General features: G+C 53.5%; 12 protein-coding genes. 9 read left to right on the forward strand and 3 right to left on the reverse strand.

Features of this window, described 5'->3' with window-relative positions; translation table 11 throughout:
* Positions 1 to 9 precede the first annotated feature (9 nt).
* From QZJ86_RS06265 to QZJ86_RS06305, 9 genes are all read left to right on the forward strand, one after another.
* A complete protein-coding gene (locus QZJ86_RS06265) occupies positions 10 to 1254 on the forward strand; it encodes an O-antigen ligase family protein (RefSeq protein WP_301937367.1) in 1245 nt (414 codons plus the stop codon).
* A 10-nt stretch (positions 1255 to 1264) separates the two neighbouring features.
* The gene (locus QZJ86_RS06270) at positions 1265 to 2584 is read left to right on the forward strand and encodes a lipopolysaccharide biosynthesis protein (RefSeq protein WP_301937369.1); all 1320 of its coding nucleotides are present in this window, start codon (positions 1265 to 1267) and stop codon (positions 2582 to 2584) included.
* Between the two features lie 90 nt (positions 2585 to 2674).
* Entirely contained in the window at positions 2675 to 3604 is a 930-nt protein-coding gene (locus tag QZJ86_RS06275) for a class I SAM-dependent methyltransferase (RefSeq protein WP_301937371.1), read from the forward strand.
* A 3-nt stretch (positions 3605 to 3607) separates the two neighbouring features.
* Positions 3608 to 4393 (forward strand): glycosyltransferase family 2 protein, encoded by a 786-nt coding sequence (locus QZJ86_RS06280; RefSeq protein ID WP_301937373.1) that lies wholly within the window; start codon positions 3608 to 3610, stop codon positions 4391 to 4393.
* 2 nt (positions 4394 to 4395) lie between these two features.
* Positions 4396 to 5250, forward strand: a complete 855-nt coding sequence (locus tag QZJ86_RS06285; RefSeq protein ID WP_301937375.1) for a glycosyltransferase family 2 protein — start codon at positions 4396 to 4398, stop codon at positions 5248 to 5250.
* Between the two features lie 33 nt (positions 5251 to 5283).
* The gene (locus tag QZJ86_RS06290; RefSeq protein WP_301937377.1) at positions 5284 to 6486 is read left to right on the forward strand and encodes a glycosyltransferase family 4 protein; all 1203 of its coding nucleotides are present in this window, start codon (positions 5284 to 5286) and stop codon (positions 6484 to 6486) included.
* Complete coding sequence (locus QZJ86_RS06295) at positions 6479 to 7429, forward strand: glycosyltransferase (RefSeq protein ID WP_301937378.1); 951 nt, start codon at positions 6479 to 6481, stop codon at positions 7427 to 7429. Before QZJ86_RS06290 ends, QZJ86_RS06295 begins: the two co-directional genes overlap by 8 nt.
* A 438-nt stretch (positions 7430 to 7867) precedes the next feature.
* Positions 7868 to 8617: a PEP-CTERM/exosortase system-associated acyltransferase gene (locus QZJ86_RS06300; protein WP_301937380.1), complete on the forward strand. Its 750-nt coding sequence runs from the start codon at positions 7868 to 7870 to the stop codon at positions 8615 to 8617.
* A gap of 412 nt (positions 8618 to 9029) precedes the next feature.
* Positions 9030 to 10406, forward strand: a complete 1377-nt coding sequence (locus QZJ86_RS06305) for a hypothetical protein (RefSeq protein WP_301937382.1) — start codon at positions 9030 to 9032, stop codon at positions 10404 to 10406.
* A gap of 56 nt (positions 10407 to 10462) precedes the next feature.
* Here QZJ86_RS06305 and QZJ86_RS06310 read toward each other — a convergent pair whose 3' ends face one another.
* The 3 genes from QZJ86_RS06310 to QZJ86_RS06320 form a co-directional block, all read right to left on the reverse strand.
* A complete protein-coding gene (locus tag QZJ86_RS06310) occupies positions 10463 to 12724 on the reverse strand; it encodes a caspase family protein (protein WP_301937385.1) in 2262 nt (753 codons plus the stop codon).
* A 68-nt stretch (positions 12725 to 12792) separates the two neighbouring features.
* The gene (locus QZJ86_RS06315) at positions 12793 to 13605 is read right to left on the reverse strand and encodes an alpha/beta fold hydrolase (RefSeq protein ID WP_301937387.1); all 813 of its coding nucleotides are present in this window, start codon (positions 13603 to 13605) and stop codon (positions 12793 to 12795) included.
* Positions 13606 to 13698: 93 nt separating this feature from the next.
* Positions 13699 to 15447: a DVUA0089 family protein gene (locus QZJ86_RS06320; protein ID WP_301937388.1), complete on the reverse strand. Its 1749-nt coding sequence runs from the start codon at positions 15445 to 15447 to the stop codon at positions 13699 to 13701.
* Positions 15448 to 15631 lie beyond the last annotated feature (184 nt).

Genomic DNA, 15631 nt, shown 5'->3' on the forward strand with positions numbered 1-15631 from the left:
GCCTCGCCAATGAAATTGCGTCTGGAAAAAGACCTGCCCGTCCTGCTGTTTGCGCTGGTTTGCGCCTCGACGGTAGCCTCGTTGCCGCAAGTCGAATCGGCCTGGGCCGGCATCAAGGAAGTTTACGGCGAGCAGGAGGTTGGCTTGCGGATTCTGCGCGAAGCGCTGCTGGGCGTGTTGATTATCTACGCCTGGCTGGAGCCGCGGCTGCGCAACGGTATCGTCACCAGTTCGGTGTTGGCGTTTCTGGGCGTAATTGCGACTTATGTATTGTTTGAAGTGGGCTATGCCTTGTATCTTGAGTTGCCGTTCGTGGTGCCGATGACCGGGCTGCGGGTGTTCGAATACCTGCCGGTGGCCCTGATTGGTTTCGTCACCAGCCGCTTGGGAGCGGGCGAGTATGTGATGTACAAGTTCGCCAGCTATCTGCGCTATTACATGGTGTTGCAGACCGGTTTAGCGTTGGCCCAGGCTTTGTGGGCACCGCCCTTGTTCGGCGTGTCGATGTTGGGCGGCGGCCGGCCGTTCGGCACGTTTGTTAGCCCTAATTTGTTCGGGGCGACTATGGCGACTTGCGCGCTGGTGTTTGCCTTGGTGCCGGGTATGCGCCGCTGGTTGGCGCTGAGCGTGTTTTTAGCCTTGCTCAGCGGTTCGCGTACGGCGTTTATCAGCTCCTTGTTGGTGGTGTTTTTTCAAGTGTATGCCGCGCTAAGGCCGCGCGATCGCTGGGCTTTGTTGATGCCGGCGCCGATCTTGGCGGTGGGCGCTTTAATTTTGGCTTCCAGCCCCTTGTTGAGCGGTCGGGACGATGCCGATCCTACCCAAGACGGCAGGCTGGATTTGTGGCAACGGGTGTTTGCCAATTCTGTGCACGGGCCGATGGATGTGTTGTTTGGCTGGGGTTTGGGCTTGAGTTCCAATACCGTCAATCTGCTGTTTGGTGCCGAACATTTTCCGGGTCAATTCGATTCCGACAGTCTGTATTTGTTTTTACTGAACGGCTACGGCGTGCTTGGTTTACTGGCGTATCTGGGTTTTCTATTGATCACGACACGGATGTCTGTCCACCCGAATAAAGGGCTGGTGACGATGTTTATTTTCGTGGCCGGGCTGACGTTTAATCTGTGGGAGTATTTCCCGCAAAATGCCTTGCTGATGCTGCTGTGGGGCATGGTGGTCGGCTGCGTGGCCAAATCCGGGGCAATGGCTCGGTCCTTACCGGCCGAAGCCGCCTATTCCCCGCGCTTACCTTAGGAACTCAGCGATGTTCAGTGCATTGAAACAAAGCAAATTATTTGGCGATGCGTTCTGGGCCTTGTTCGGCCAAGCGGCCTCCGCAGTGGCCTTGTTGCTGGGCACTCGCTTGCTGACCGAACTGATTAGCCCGGCGGTTTACGGGCAAGTGGCACTGTTGAACGGTTTTGTCGCATTGGGCGTGGCGGTGTTTTCTTATCCGTTTATCTGCGCCGGCATGCGCATCGTCCCTGAATGTCGAAATCCAGCCGAGCGCCAAGGGTTGCATGCCGCCGTCGCCGGATTGACGCTGAAAGCCACCGGCTTGGCGATTGCAGGGCTGATACTGGGCGGTTCTGTCTACGGCTATTTTACCGATGGCGATGTGCTGCTGTTTATCTTGGCCGGCGCGCTGTTGGCGATCACGGTGCAGCGGGAATTGGGTATCCAGTTGGCGATCGGCGAGCGCAAACAGCGCCTGGCCAGTCTTTGGCAAACCGGCGATAGCGTACTGCGGCCGTTGTTGGCGATCTCGCTGGTCTGGTGGCTGGGCGGCAATGCGGAATGGGTGCTGCTGGGCTATATCCTGGCCAGCTTGCTTTCCAATTTGGTTTGGCTGGTCGCTAAACGCCGTCAAGCGGCGCCGGCGCAACCGGCTGCTACTCGGCATTTCGGACGAGAGGTCTGGGTCTATGCCTTGCCGTTGATTCCGATGGAATTGATTTTCTGGATCAACGGCTTGGGAGATCGGTATGTGATCGGCTATTTGCTGACGGCCGCCGATGTGGGACTGTACGCGGCGACTTATACCATCGTCAACGAGGCCTTCAACCGTAGCGCAATGGTATTGCTGCGGACTTTTCAGCCGGCCTATTTCCAGGCGTTTTCCGCAAATCGCATTCGGCAAGCCTTTTCGATTCTATGGGTATGGATAGCCAGCGTGGCCGGCCTGGGCGTGGCCGGTTTGCTGATCTTGCTGTTGAGCAAAGATTGGGTGGCGGCCTTGGTATTGGCCAAGTCCTATCACGCCGCGGTCGATTTAATGCCGGCCATGGCGCTCGGCTGTGCCTTGCATGCCTTGGGCACGGCGTTTGCCCAACCGCTATTGGCCCAAAAACGTACCAGAGCATTATTGAAAGGGCGGTTATGCGGTGCGGTGACGGCGGTGATTGCGATTCCGGTACTGGTCGGCCAATTCGGTTTGCTGGGCGCGGCCTGGGCCAACCCGGTTTATTTCGGTATAGAAGCGCTGGTTCTGGCCTTTTTGGCTAAACCCTGGTGCATGGGTCACCTGGATAATCAGCGCGATCAGACGCAAGCGCAAGCCTCCAGCGTGGGCATCACGGTCTGACGCGGCAAGCATTCCACAATTGGGCAAATAAGAACCGCAGCTGGTGTTTCGGTTAAAAGTTTTAGGGTGAATACGATGATAGAAGCAACGATGACAACAGAAACTTACGGCGATGTGCTGCACGAATGCGTCGCGTGCGGCGCGCAGAAAATCAGTTATTGGCGGCGGAAAAGCTTTCAATACACGGTTGGTGAGAATGCAAAAGAATTTCATATCTATCGTTGCGCATGTTGTGGCACGGGATTTTTGAATCAACCGCCAGATCGGCAATGGTTGAAGGCTATTTATCAATACTCCGGGCAGGCGCTGACCGAATCGATTGCTCTAAAAAATGTGCTGGACAGAGAGCGGGCTTTTCCTAATTGCACGGTGGATGCCGAGCGCATGGCTAGACATGCCAAACAATTGGATACATCGACAAATCGCCGGGCGCTGGATATAGGTTCCGGGTTTGGTTTTTACACGCAGGCCTTGAGAATGAGCGGTTATCAGACCGTTAGCATTAATCCGGGCCAATACGAAAACCAGGTTTTCAAGGATTTGAACGGCGACGAACCGTTGACGATGATGTTCGAGCAATACCAGCCGGAGCAAGCGTTTGGCGTGGTGGTGATGTCGCAGGTGCTGGAGCATCTGCTCGAGCCGGATCGGGCGATTGCCAAGGTCGCGAGCCTGCTGGAAAGTGGCGGGGTTTTGGCCTGTGCGGTGCCAAATTACGCATCGTTTTTAGTCAAGCTGTTGGGTACCAAGGAAAATGCCTGTCTGTGGGTGCCGGAGCACGTCAATTATTTTACCGAGCAAGGCTTGAAACGCTTGCTGGAACGCAACGGTTTGCAAGTGGTGAAAACAGAGCAAATCACTCGAATCCAGTTCAATGCCTTGTCGAGAAGATTGGGGCTGACGGGTAGGGCGGCGGCATTCGCCGATGCGCTGGTCAAATTGGCCCAGATTCCGTTTGGCCGCATGATGAACGCCTTGGGGCTGGGTATCTACATCAACGTCTATGCGGTGAAGCGATAAGCTATGTTGACCGTCGTTATTTTGACCCAAAACGAAGAAGCTAATCTACCGGGCTGCTTGGCGGCGATTCCCGAGCGCTATCCGGTCGTCGTGATCGATTCCGGCAGTAACGATAATACATTGGCCATCGCGAGACAGCGGGGCTGCGCGGTATTCAGTAATCCCTGGCCCGGCTTTGCCGAACAACGCAATTTTGCGCTGCAACAGTGCGGTATCCAGACGCCGTGGATATTGTTCGTCGATGCCGACGAAATTTATCCGCAGCGGTTTTACGATTGGTTTGAAGCCAAATTGTCGGAGACTCATGGCATTGATGTGTTGATGGTGCCCTCGATACTTTATCTGCGCGGCAAACGCTTGAATCACGCGCCCGGTTATCCGATCTATCACCCCAGGCTGGTGCGCCGCGAGACCGCGAGTTTTGTCCGTAACCATACCGGGCATGGTGAAGCGGTGCTCGATACCTGTCGGATCGGATATTCGGATATTCCTTACGAGCATTATTTTTACCATGGCGAGATTGTCGCCTGGATGCACAAACATATCGGCAAGGCCGCTCAGGAGGTGCAGTTGCAACCGACCGCCGGTGCGGTGATGACCGCGCGCGGGCGTTTGAGCGTGTTATTGGGACGGTCCTGGTTGAGGATTTTGGGGCGGTTTGCTTACCACTATTTGTTTCGGGGCGGCTTTTTGGATGGCGCCGCCGGCTTGGAGTTTGCATTGATGTTTACCTGGTACGAGGCCACGATTTATCTGCAAGCAAAAACCGGTCATTGGGCAAGAGGATGAGTATGAACATTTCGCTGGTGTTGGCGACGCTCGGTAGGGATTGGGAAGTGGCGGATTTTTTGAAATCGTTGCTGTTCCAGACTTATAAGGATTTCGAAGTGATCGTTATCGATCAAAATCGGGACGGTAAAATCGACGCCCTCCTGGAGCCGTTCAAAGCCGTGTTGGATCTGAAGCATATTAAAGTCGACTTTACCGGCAATGCCCGGGCCAGGGACTATGGTATCGGCTTGGCGCAAGGCCGCATCGTGGCGTTTCCGGACGACGATTGCGCCTACGACAAGGATGTGCTGGAAAAAGTGGTGGCGGAATTTAACCGCCGGGAAAGGCTGGCCATTCTGGTGGCCGGTTCCTACGATTTTTCCTCGACCCGCTTCAGCATCGGCGTGAATAGCCGCAAAGCCGGCTATTTCAACCGTTTCAGGATGATGGGCGTGGAATTTACCCAGTTTTTCGATGTGCAACGGGTCGATCGGCGCCAGTTTCATCTGGATCACGATTTCGGCATCGGTTCCAAATACGCCGGCGCGGAAGGTTTTGAGTTGCTGTACCGCTTGCTGCGGGCCGGCGGTAGTGCGTTCTATACGCCGGAGATCAAGATTTATCACCCGGACAAGGACCATTACAAGTTGGGTACTTCCAGAATGTTGATGTATTCCACCGGCATCGGCGCCTATATTCGCAAGTTTGCCAATCAACACGATGCGTTCATTTTGTATTACATCGTCCGCAAGATGTTCGTTGCGCCGATGTTGAAAATGTTGTTGGCCTTGCTGCTGTTCAACCCCAAAAAACTGGCGTATTCGTTTTATAACCTGGTCGGCATTTGGCGCGGGTTTTTGGAGTATGGACGATAAGATGAATTTAAAGATTGTTTCGGGAGAAATGAAATGGATGTAGGTATTGTCACGACGCATGTACCGCCGGCTAAAGGCTATGGTGGAGTATCGGTGACCTGCGGTGTATTAACCAAAGCCTGGTCGGAACGCGGTCATAAGATGGTGCTGGTCGCCGCCGACGAATCGATAGGCAGCCGTTTACGCGCCGAGGACGTGAAACTGGGCGAGCAAGTGGATGTTAGGCTTTACAACTGCTACGGCTTTCGGCGCTGGGGTTTCGGTTTGGGGGCAATACCGGCGATATTCAAACTCTGCTGGCAGGCGCCACGACTGTATATCCACGGTATAGCCACCTGGCCGTCGACCTTGGCGGCGCTGTTTTGCGTGTTGTTGCGGCGGCCGTTTATGGTGGCGGTGCATGGCGGTTTGATGCCGGAGCATGTCGAACTGATCCAGGCCCGAAAACCGCATAAATGGTTGTTTTACAAATGGCTGACTTTCCCGACCCTGCGCCGGGCCATTGCGGTGCATTGCACCAGCGATACCGAAGTGGAAGGTGTCAGCAAAGTGTTGGGTAATACTGCCCGAATTTTGTTGGTGCCGAACGGTATCGATAGCCGTGAATTTCAAGTCGAGGATTATCCGGCCGGTGAGGGCAAGCAATGGTGTTTTCTCGGTCATGTCCAGCAAGAAAAAGGCATCAATGCGTTTATTCGGGCTTGGCTGCAAACTCGGCGTCCGGCGGACCGGCTGGTGGTCGCCGGTCGTAGCGTCGATGGCGGCTATTTCGACGAGTTTCAGGATTTGCTGGCACGGGCGGAAGGCGCCATCAGTTATAAAGGTTATTTGCCGGCCGACGAAGTGAAGGATCTGTTGGCTGAAAGTCATTTTCTGGTGTTGCCGTCCGGTTTGGAACAAGCCGGCGGCATGCGCGAAAATTTCGGCAACGTGGTCGCGGAAGCGATGGCGGCGGGCCGGCCGGTGATGGTCGCCAAGGGCTTGGCTTGGGATCATCTGCAAGCGCAAGGCGCCGGCTTGGTATTCGAGCGCAACGAGGAATCGGTCCGTTCCGCGCTACGCCAAGCTCAAGCACTGGATCGCAAGGGCTGGGAACAAATGTCGGCGAACGGTCGTCGATATGTCGAGCAACAGCTCGATCCGGTGAAGTTAGGCGATCAAGTCTGGCGAGCGCTCACCGAGCCGGGGCAAGCGAATCTGCCGCAGTCTTTGGTCGAGGGTTCCAGTTATGAATAAGATCGGCTTGATCGTGCCGACATTGAATGCCGGCAAACTCTGGGGAGCCTGGTTGCAGGCCTTCGCGGCACAAACACGAAAGCCCGATTATTTGTTACTGATCGACTCGTCGTCCAGCGACGATACGGTTGCCCAAGCGCGAGAACTGGGTTTTGACGTGCAGGTGATCGCCAAGGCTGAGTTTAACCACGGCAGTACTCGGCAATCGGGCGTGACCAGCCTGGCCGACGCCGACATCATCGTATTTCTGACTCAGGATGCCTTGTTGGCGAGTCCGGACGCGATCGAAAAGCTGGTGGCGGCGTTTGACGACAAGCAGGTGGGGGCGGCCTACGGCCGGCAATTGCCGCACCGCGATGCCGGACCGATCGGCGCGCACGCAAGATTATTTAATTATCCGGCTCACAGCCAAGTGCGTGGCCTGGCGGATCGCGAACAGTTTGGCATTAAAACGGTGTTTATTTCCAATTCTTTTGCCGCTTATCGGCGCGATGCGCTGTTAGAAGCGGGCGGCTTTCCGATCGATACCATCATGAACGAAGACACTTTCGTGGCCGGCAAGATGTTGCTGAAGGGTTGGAAAATTGCTTATCGCAGCGACGCACAAGTGTTTCATTCTCATGATTACGGTTTTGTCGATGAATTTAAGCGTTACTTCGATATTGGGGTTTTTCACGCCCACACACCGTGGCTGCAGCAGACTTTCGGCGGCGCGTCCGGCGAGGGTTTACGCTTCGTGGTTTCCGAGATGCGCTATCTGCTGCAACGTGCGCCTTGGCTGATCCCTTCCGCAATATGGCGTACCGGTTTGAAATGGTTGGGGTATAAATTGGGCGGCGCGATGCATCAACATTTGTCTCGGCGCATCAACAGCTATTTCAGTCTTCATAAAGCCTATTGGTTTCGTCCTTGTCTGGAAAATCTCGGAGCCAGGACGGAATAAAACCCAGGATTTAGTGCCCGGACGACTGCATGAGGCGTTCGGGCGCCGAAAAATCAGGGCCTGGAAAAAGCTTCTCAGGCTTAAGTTATCCCTTCTTAATTCAATCCTAATCCAATCTTAATCAAAATTGCAGGTTTTCTTTCATCTTTCATCTGTACTTTACAGGCCACTATTGTGATTTTTTTAATGTCGGCCCGTTGGTCGATAGGCGGATACAAGTGTTAGTCCGCTTTCATAATGGTGCTAAAGCGAACCGGGGCTAGGCAAGATTCTGCTCATTGACGATGAGAATGGCTGATCTTGCCGGCGGTTAGACCGGCGCTTGACTGGGAATCCAATCGAATGCATGTGCTCCGGCTAGTGGTGGAGTGCTCAGCTTTGAAAAAGTAATGCCCGGATATTTAGGGAATTTGATTAATTATGTGATGGAGTTTCAACTTGATTTCTGAAAAGCATTCCTTCGACAGTTGTTTTGAGGTTTTTTTAGCTGATACGCCTGAAAGCAAGCAAATTCATTATAACCTGCGTTATCAAGTCTATTGTGATGAGATGGGTTATGAGGATAAAGACAGTTTTCCCGATCAAATGGAATTTGACGAATGGGATCGTCATTCGGTGCATTTTATGGTTCGGCACCGATATACCGGCCAATGGCTAGGCGCGTTGAGACTGGTCTATCAGAACCAGTCGGTTTTTCCGTTCGAAAGCAAATGCGTCACCGATGAACCGATTTTGCCGGAACAATATAAGAATTCAATCGAATTATCTAGATTGTGCGTGCTCAGAGAGGCTCGGCGATTTGCGCCCCGCAGTTACGGACAGAACGGATCCTTCGGAGAAGAGGCAGGCAAGGAAGCCAGCAATATTCGTTATCTGCACAGCCTCAGGAATCAGAGTCGCAGCATTATGTGGGGCTTGATTCGAGCGGCCGTTGTCTATTCGGCACAAAACCATCTTACGCAGATGTACTTTCTGGTTGCGCCAGCTTTGGCTTATGCTGTCAAAAAAGAAGGGTTTGAAATGCGCCAAGTCGGTGATGCTTGCGACCACCGTGGGCAACGGATTCCCTATGCCTTGGATGTCGAGCATATTCTCGAGAATCCTTTATGGCAAAAGGACTATAAAAATGATTTCCGTTGTTACTCCGAGTTGACCGAGCGAGTGGCGGCTAAACGGCAATGGGCATAACGTCAGCATACGGCCGGTAGTCGGGTTTTTTTCGAAACGTTACGCTTTTACCGTTTCGATAAAAGCCAGGCTGACTTGGTTCAACGCTGTTTTGTGTCCCGCGCTAATTAGTTGGTTTAGGTCGACAAGTTTTCCCGATCCGAGTTTATTTCAATCATGCAAATTATTTTGCGCATCTTTAATGTATCTTGTCGAGCGCGGACAAGCCGTTGAGGCGATAGTCTCTAGACCGCAGCGTATCGATAACCGAACACACCTCCCACGACATAGACGATTTCATCGCCGACAGCTCGCAAATAAGTTAACTAGCCAAACTGGTATACTGCCTCTATCTGGCCAAAGGGTCGTTCCAGTCCTTCGCGTCAGGATCTAAGGTATTAACTATAAAAACTACATTTAGCCAGGATTGATTATGGAAGCTTATTTGCCAATGATTCAAAGTGTGCTGTTGGATTGGTATCGACTGACGCTCGAAAATAAAGAATATGCCGGATCCTTAGCCATTGCTGTTTGGTTGCTGACGGCGATGTTTTACAGCATCCGCATCTATTTTTTGAAAAGAACCAACGCTATTAATCTAAAAGCGCGTATTGGCTTGCAAACGGATTTGGAAAGCGCGCAACAGCAGGCGCAAAGCTTGCAAGCGCAATTAGCCGAGAGCGCCGAGCAATTGGAAAAACAACAAGCCGCCGCCGCCAACGAGGCGCAACGGGCGGCCGGTTTGGAAGAAAAACTCGTGCAAGGCAATCGGCAACTGATCGACAGCATTAAGACCCTGACGAGCAGTTTTGAACTGAGCGAACCGACCTTGCCGGCCGCCAATAATCTGGAGTCTGCGGAGTTGTGGCAGCGATACGCCGTCCTTAGCGCGCAAATCAGCGAACGTTTCAAGGCCGAGCAACAAGGTAAAACCGAATTGCAACTCGCTCTTTGGACTGAAACGTCAAAAGTAGCCGAAAAAGACGCCTTGTTGGGGCCTTTGCAATTGCGTCTGGATGCGCAAACCGAGCAACTGAACAAGTTGGAATTGGCGGTCGAAGAACAAAAAATCCTGTTGGAACGTCAACAAGACAGCGCCAAGAAAATTCTGGTGGAGACTGTCGAAAAACATCAAGCCGAACTGGCTCGCTATGCCGATTTGGCCAAGCGCCAGCCTGCGCCGGCCGTTGTCCAGGCAGAACCGGCTCCTCGGCCGGAACCGAAAATAACGGTCAGCGAAGTGCCGCCGGTTGTTATCCCGCCTAAACCCGTCGAACCTGCGGGGCCGATAACAGCGCCAGTTGCACCGGCAGCGGTCGAGCCGCCCAAAACCGTTAAAGTCGAAGAGCCGGTCAAGGCCGATAGAGCCGAGCCGGCAACGGCGAAACAATCCTCGGTCGATAAGCTAGCCGAGAAAAGCGGCGGCTTCGGCAGGTTCAAACAAATGCTAAACAACACCATGCAGCAAGTCGCCAAATTCGATCAAAAGCTGGGTACACAGACTAATACCGCTATCGAATCGGTCGATGACGAGTTGCAAGAAACCGTAGCGCCTGTGGTGGTAGCGGTTGCCGAGCTTAAAGAAAACGCGGTGGAAATAGCGGAAACTGTGGCCGAAGCGGTTAAAGAACCCCCGGCCGGCGTTGGCGGCAAACTGAAAAATTTGTTCGGCAAAAACAAGCCTGCCGAGACTGAGGTTGAGCTGCAATCGGCCGTAGTGGAACCCGAACCGATGATCGAACCAGTGGTTACAGAAGTCGAACCAGCCAAGCCGGATCGGCTAAAAGGCCTGTTCAAAAAATGGAAATAATTTCCCCAGCCGCTTAAAAAAGTAGGCCGGGCATATATACCCGGCCGATCTTCTTCTCAAACTTCCGGTACAAAAAAGAACGGGCTGCCTTCGTGGCCGGCATGTTGCAAGGGTGCGTATTGCGGAATCTGTTCGAAACCGCCGCGCGACGCCGAAGCCCGCACTTGATTCGCCACATCCCGGAAAATATCGTAGTCTTCGATAATCCGCTTATTGCCGCGCAATACTTTTAAAAACGCATTGGCAAATACCGAATGTTCGCCGCCGCCTTGATCCATCACGGGCTTGACGCCGCCAGAAGTCAGTACGGTGCGGGCCTTACGGCTGTTCATGGCTTTTAACCAGCGCTCGCGCTTGGCGTCGTCCATGCCGTCCGGCAGCTTGGCTACCGCCGAACCGGTCAACGCGCCGGAGTAGCAGGAATCCGCCACCACCATAATATGTCTGGCCGGCATGATGCTCAAAAATTCGGTGATACTCTGGCTGGAGATCCAGTTGGCGCTATTGCCGGTTTCCGAGTCTACCGGCAGCCAGTAAGCGGTCTGGCTTTTCTTGTCGATCTCGCCGTGGCCGGCGTAATAGACCAACAAGTTGTCCTGGTCGGTGAGTTTTTGATTCAATTCGTTAAAAGCCGACATGATCGCGTGGCGGTTGGCGTTGATCAGCAATTTGGTTTTAAAGCCGTAGCGTTCGCGTAGCAGCAATTCCAGGCTTTTGGCGTCGGCGATCGGCGTTTTTAAGGACGGATAAGCGCCGTATTCGTTGTTGCCGATGATGATTGCATAAAATTTGCCGAACTGAATATTGCCCGAGCGTTTAAGCTCGCTACCGTTGCCGCTTGGAAAGACTTCCGGTGCCGAGTTGCCGGACGCCAATAAGCGCAGGCTTAAGTCGCTGCTTTGATTGCGTTTGTCGGTGGCAACGATCCGTATCAGGGTTTCCTCGCCTTGCAGGCTGACATTGGTTTCGAAGCGGCCATTGGCATCGACTTTGATGGCTTTATCGTTCAGCAACACACGGTTAAGGCCGGTCGATGCATCGACTTTACCGACGATGCGTTTGCTATTCTCGCCTAGGCCAAACTGAATGCTGGGGATGCCGCGCGTCACGGTAACGGCGGGTTCCAGTAATTCGATGTTTGGTCCATTGCCGGAGGCCACCAGATTGGCCGATTGTTGTTGCAGCTTTTCTTTCAGCGTGGCGATGTCTTTGGCTTGCTGCTGTAAAGCCTGCTTGCGCAGCTCGACCTGGTTTCTATCCAGTTTGTCCGGCGACGTCAGCCAAACGGTCAGTTCCGCCGATTGTTTTTGATAGGTTTCGATTTTTTCGTTCAGGCGATTTTCGATGTCGTTGGTTTTGCTTTCGACGACCTTAGCGCTCGGGCTTTGCTGGCGCGCCACGTCCAGCTCGCGCTTCATCCGTTGTCTTTCCTGACTCAACGACTGCGTCAATGAGCCTAATTTCGCTTGTTGATCTTTTAATTGGTTTTCTTTTTCGTGCAATTGTTTTTCCAGCAACTCGATGTCGCTGGAGCCGCCGGGGCTAGTGGATTTTTGTTGTTGCAGTTTGTTACGCAAGGCTTCCAACTCATCTTGAGCCTTGCGTAAACTTTCCTGTTGATCCAGGGTTTGCTGACGGGTGCTTTGCAGTTGTTCGCGCAGCTGCTCCGCTTCGCGGCGCGATTCGGCTACTTCGCTGCGCAAGGTCGCCAGTTCTTCGCTGTTGGCGATGGCTTGGGCGTTTACGGCCGGGGCGAATTGGATGCCGGCTTCATCCAGACCGGCCGATTTGCGATACCACCGCAAAGCGGTTTCTTTGTCTTCGGCAACGCCCAAGCCCTTTTCGTAGAGATGGCCCAGGTTCAATTGTGCTTGAGAATTGCCTTGATTGGCGGCTTTTTCGTACCACTGCGCGGCGGCTTTGTAATCCGCTTGCGTGCCCAAGCCTTTTTCGAAAATCTCGCCGACATACAGTTGGGCGGCGGCATCGCCTTCCTGTGCCTTGGGTAGCCAGATATTCAGTGCGCTGGCATAGTTGGCGCGGTCGTAAGCCACATATTCGCCGCCGCGCACTTCGCAATCGGCGGCCGTGGTGCGGATCGGCCGGCGAGCGCTGAGATAGGTCATCTGCGAGCCGAGTTTGCGCACCTGGCCCGGTAGCAGGCAGTCGACCACGAACAGTTTGCTGGTGTCGGCCACGATGTAGCCTTCGGTGGCCTTGGCCATTTCTTCCTGGCTGACGTCGCGGGCGCAAGCTGACATTAAAATACCGCCAATTGCCAATGCTAACGTACGATTCAATGCTTTTTGTGTAGCCATGGTGTGCCGCCTTCGAATGAATGGTGTTATCCGGCAACCTTAGCAGAAAACCGTCGGCCCGCAAATGGCTAACGCCGTTGTTCCAAGTCTTGTAGCACTTGCGGCCAAATGGCTTGCCAGCCCTGGCTATGATCGGCATCAACGATTTGCACGCGGCTGTTGGGACGTCTCTGCAGAGCTTCTTGGAACAAATCTGGCGGAATATTGCTATCGCGCTTGCCCAATAAATGCCATTCCGGAATGCCAGCGTTGTTGTAGGTTGCCGGATTCAAAGATTCGCTCAAGCGTTGATAACCGTGATGATCGGCCCATATGTCGATGTCGTAATTGCCAGCCAGCGTCACCACGGCGACGGTTTGCGGCAGTCTTTCCGCCATTAGTAAGGCCAGGGTGCCACCACCGCTGTGGCCGATCAACACAATTTCTTGGTAGCCATGTTGGTCGCAAAAATTAATGATGGCTTGGGTCATGGACGTTACCACGCGTTCGCCATAGCGCGCGCTAGTCCATAAATTATGGGTGCATCCTTGGTCGCCGGCATGGCCGTTATAACAAGGCCGTCCTAGATATAGCGCCGGCTCGGGGTCTAAAGCCATCAATTTCAGTATTGCCGATGCGCGGGTAGTCGGGTCTGCGGTGGGAAATAGTCCGCGTTCCCAGGGGCGGCCATCGCCCTCCAGGTACACGTGCAAGCGTTTACTGGCGGATGCGGGCAGATGTTTAAACGATGTTAGCGTGAAGCCTGCGGCTGCCGATTCGACTGCTTGGAAACCGAATTGTTTGGCTTGATCGTGCAGACGGGTGGCAGGGGAGCTGCAAGCGGACAGTATCAGCAGCAAGCCCAGCTCAAAAGAAAAATATCGTCTTCTGTTTTGGAGCATGACGAAAGCAGCGTAAATCATGTCCTGTTGTGCCGGCTTTGCGAGGCCGGGCTCCGGGTGTTTAACTGCCTGGAGCCGTATTGAAGGGCATTCTTAAAACGACATTCTCAAACCACTGGAAAAGGCGTGGTTAGTCACGTTTTCCCTGTCGATGACCGTGTTGTACGACACAAAAGCAGCGATGCCGCCGGCAAATTGTCCGGCCATATTGAATCCCAGTTGCATGTAATCGCGGTCCGGATTGTCGGAACGAATGGTGAAGCCGGCACCATTTTGCACGAAGCGCACCACGCTATATTGGGTGTTGTAGCTGGATTCGTGAATCCATTCGGCATTGACTTGCGGCACGATAACGCCCCATGGCAGGCTCCAGGCGTAAGACATTCGGGCGCCGGCTTTGGTGAGCACGGATTCGATGTTCTGTTTATCGTAGCTGGCCCCGAAACTGGCACCGCCCGATTCGCGGTAACCGTCGACTTCGGTTTTGGTATAGTCAAAACCGATATAGGGGCCGACTAACAGGTTCTCGATGTGATGATTGTAACCCGCGCCTAGACTGGAGGCATATTGCATGCCGGAGGACTTGCCTTTGGCCGAGGTATTGAAAAAGCTCATCGTCCGCTCGGATTCGTAATCGATACCGCCGACGCTGGCTAGCGCGTCGACATAAAAATCCTGAATATTCAACGTGCTGTATAGGGAGCCTGTATAGGCTGCTGTGTAAAGCTGTCCGGCCCGGTTGCTGAAATCCGCTTTGTTATGGGCGTTATTAAACGCAATCCCCACAAACAAGTTATCGGTGACGGCATAGTCCGCGCCGATTGTTACGCCTTGATTGTCGAAATTGTAACCTTGCTCGTTGACCGACCTTTTCCGGTTGCCGAAGCTGCCGTCGATATTGCCGTATATGCCCAAACGCTGGAAAATTTCGGGTAGCTCGTCAGAGCTGGCCGCGCCGACTCTGTTTCCACCGAGGTTGATGCCGCCCACATTACCGGCTCTCAGTCCGGCGATGCGATTCAGGACATTGCTGAAATTCGCGCGCGAGGTGGCAACCGTCGTGGCGGCAATTGCATTGATTTCTTCCGGCGTGATTTGTTCTACGACTTCGGCTTGCGCCGCTGGGCTGAGGCTGGCGACGGCCGCACAATCGCTTATTACCGCTAAGCTATCGGCGGATGCGCACAAACTGTTGATTGCCAGCGATGTGGCAGAGGTGTTGGATGTCGATTCGATGATTTGCGATTCGGAAATGACCGCGCCGCCGCTACCGGCAAAGCTAATCAACCTGGCACTGCCGGAGCCGGTGCCTGTGCCCGGAATAATAAGATTGGAGTCTCCGACAATGACTAACACATTGCCGGTTGAGCTATTAAGCTTTGTGCCGGCAATGGCCTCGGAGGCGGAGAAACTGTAACTCGCAACAGCCACGGTGTAGCGCCCAGGCGATAGGGTTAAATCGTTAATCAACGAGTTGTAATCTGGACTAATGCCTGCAACACCGCAATCGATCTGGCTACAGCCGTCGTCATTCGCGGTAATCACCGAATTGGTCGTAAAACTTCCGGTACCGCTTAATAGATAAATGTAAGGGTCCATCGTCGGACCGCTAGTAGCAATATCGACTGGTGTGGTTTGCGATAGAGAAAACGGCAGATAACCGATCGATCCGGCACCGGAGCTGGTGATGTTGAATGTTCCACTCGCAATTTCCAGGCCGATGGCAAATGGTGAGACCAGCGTTAGCGCCAGAAATGAGCTTGCCGTCAGTGTGCTGCGTCTGTGGGTTTTGTCGACAGCAAGTTTAGAGGGTTGCGATAGAAAAAAAAACAGTGATTTCATGCGCATTTATCCAAAATAATTTATGCCGGTTAATTATAGGTGCATGCCGATATTTTCAATAGCAATTAATTTTGTGTCGAGTTGAAACCTTGAGCGTTGCACGACTATATCGTCTCGACAGATCAGTGATTTTGCCGTTTTGGGGCAGTCCAATCGCTGCCCCGGTTGAGGTTGCAAATGCCAA

Origin of the sequence: Methylomonas montana (assembly GCF_030490285.1) — a bacterium.
GTDB classification, from domain to species: domain Bacteria; phylum Pseudomonadota; class Gammaproteobacteria; order Methylococcales; family Methylomonadaceae; genus Methylomonas; species Methylomonas montana.

Excerpts from the sequence above, each read along its gene's own strand:
- QZJ86_RS06320 (WP_301937388.1), bottom strand. The coding sequence starts at position 15,447 with ATGAAATCACTGTTTTTTTTTCTATCGCAACCCTCTAAACTTGCTGTC.
- QZJ86_RS06285 (WP_301937375.1), top strand. The coding sequence starts at position 4,396 with ATGAACATTTCGCTGGTGTTGGCGACGCTCGGTAGGGATTGGGAAGTG.
- QZJ86_RS06270 (WP_301937369.1), top strand. The coding sequence starts at position 1,265 with ATGTTCAGTGCATTGAAACAAAGCAAATTATTTGGCGATGCGTTCTGG.
- QZJ86_RS06315 (WP_301937387.1), bottom strand. The coding sequence starts at position 13,605 with ATGCTCCAAAACAGAAGACGATATTTTTCTTTTGAGCTGGGCTTGCTG.
- QZJ86_RS06295 (WP_301937378.1), top strand. The coding sequence starts at position 6,479 with ATGAATAAGATCGGCTTGATCGTGCCGACATTGAATGCCGGCAAACTC.
- QZJ86_RS06310 (WP_301937385.1), bottom strand. The coding sequence starts at position 12,724 with ATGGCTACACAAAAAGCATTGAATCGTACGTTAGCATTGGCAATTGGC.
- QZJ86_RS06265 (WP_301937367.1), top strand. The coding sequence starts at position 10 with ATGAAATTGCGTCTGGAAAAAGACCTGCCCGTCCTGCTGTTTGCGCTG.
- QZJ86_RS06290 (WP_301937377.1), top strand. The coding sequence starts at position 5,284 with ATGGATGTAGGTATTGTCACGACGCATGTACCGCCGGCTAAAGGCTAT.
- QZJ86_RS06305 (WP_301937382.1), top strand. The coding sequence starts at position 9,030 with ATGGAAGCTTATTTGCCAATGATTCAAAGTGTGCTGTTGGATTGGTAT.
- QZJ86_RS06280 (WP_301937373.1), top strand. The coding sequence starts at position 3,608 with ATGTTGACCGTCGTTATTTTGACCCAAAACGAAGAAGCTAATCTACCG.
- QZJ86_RS06275 (WP_301937371.1), top strand. The coding sequence starts at position 2,675 with ATGACAACAGAAACTTACGGCGATGTGCTGCACGAATGCGTCGCGTGC.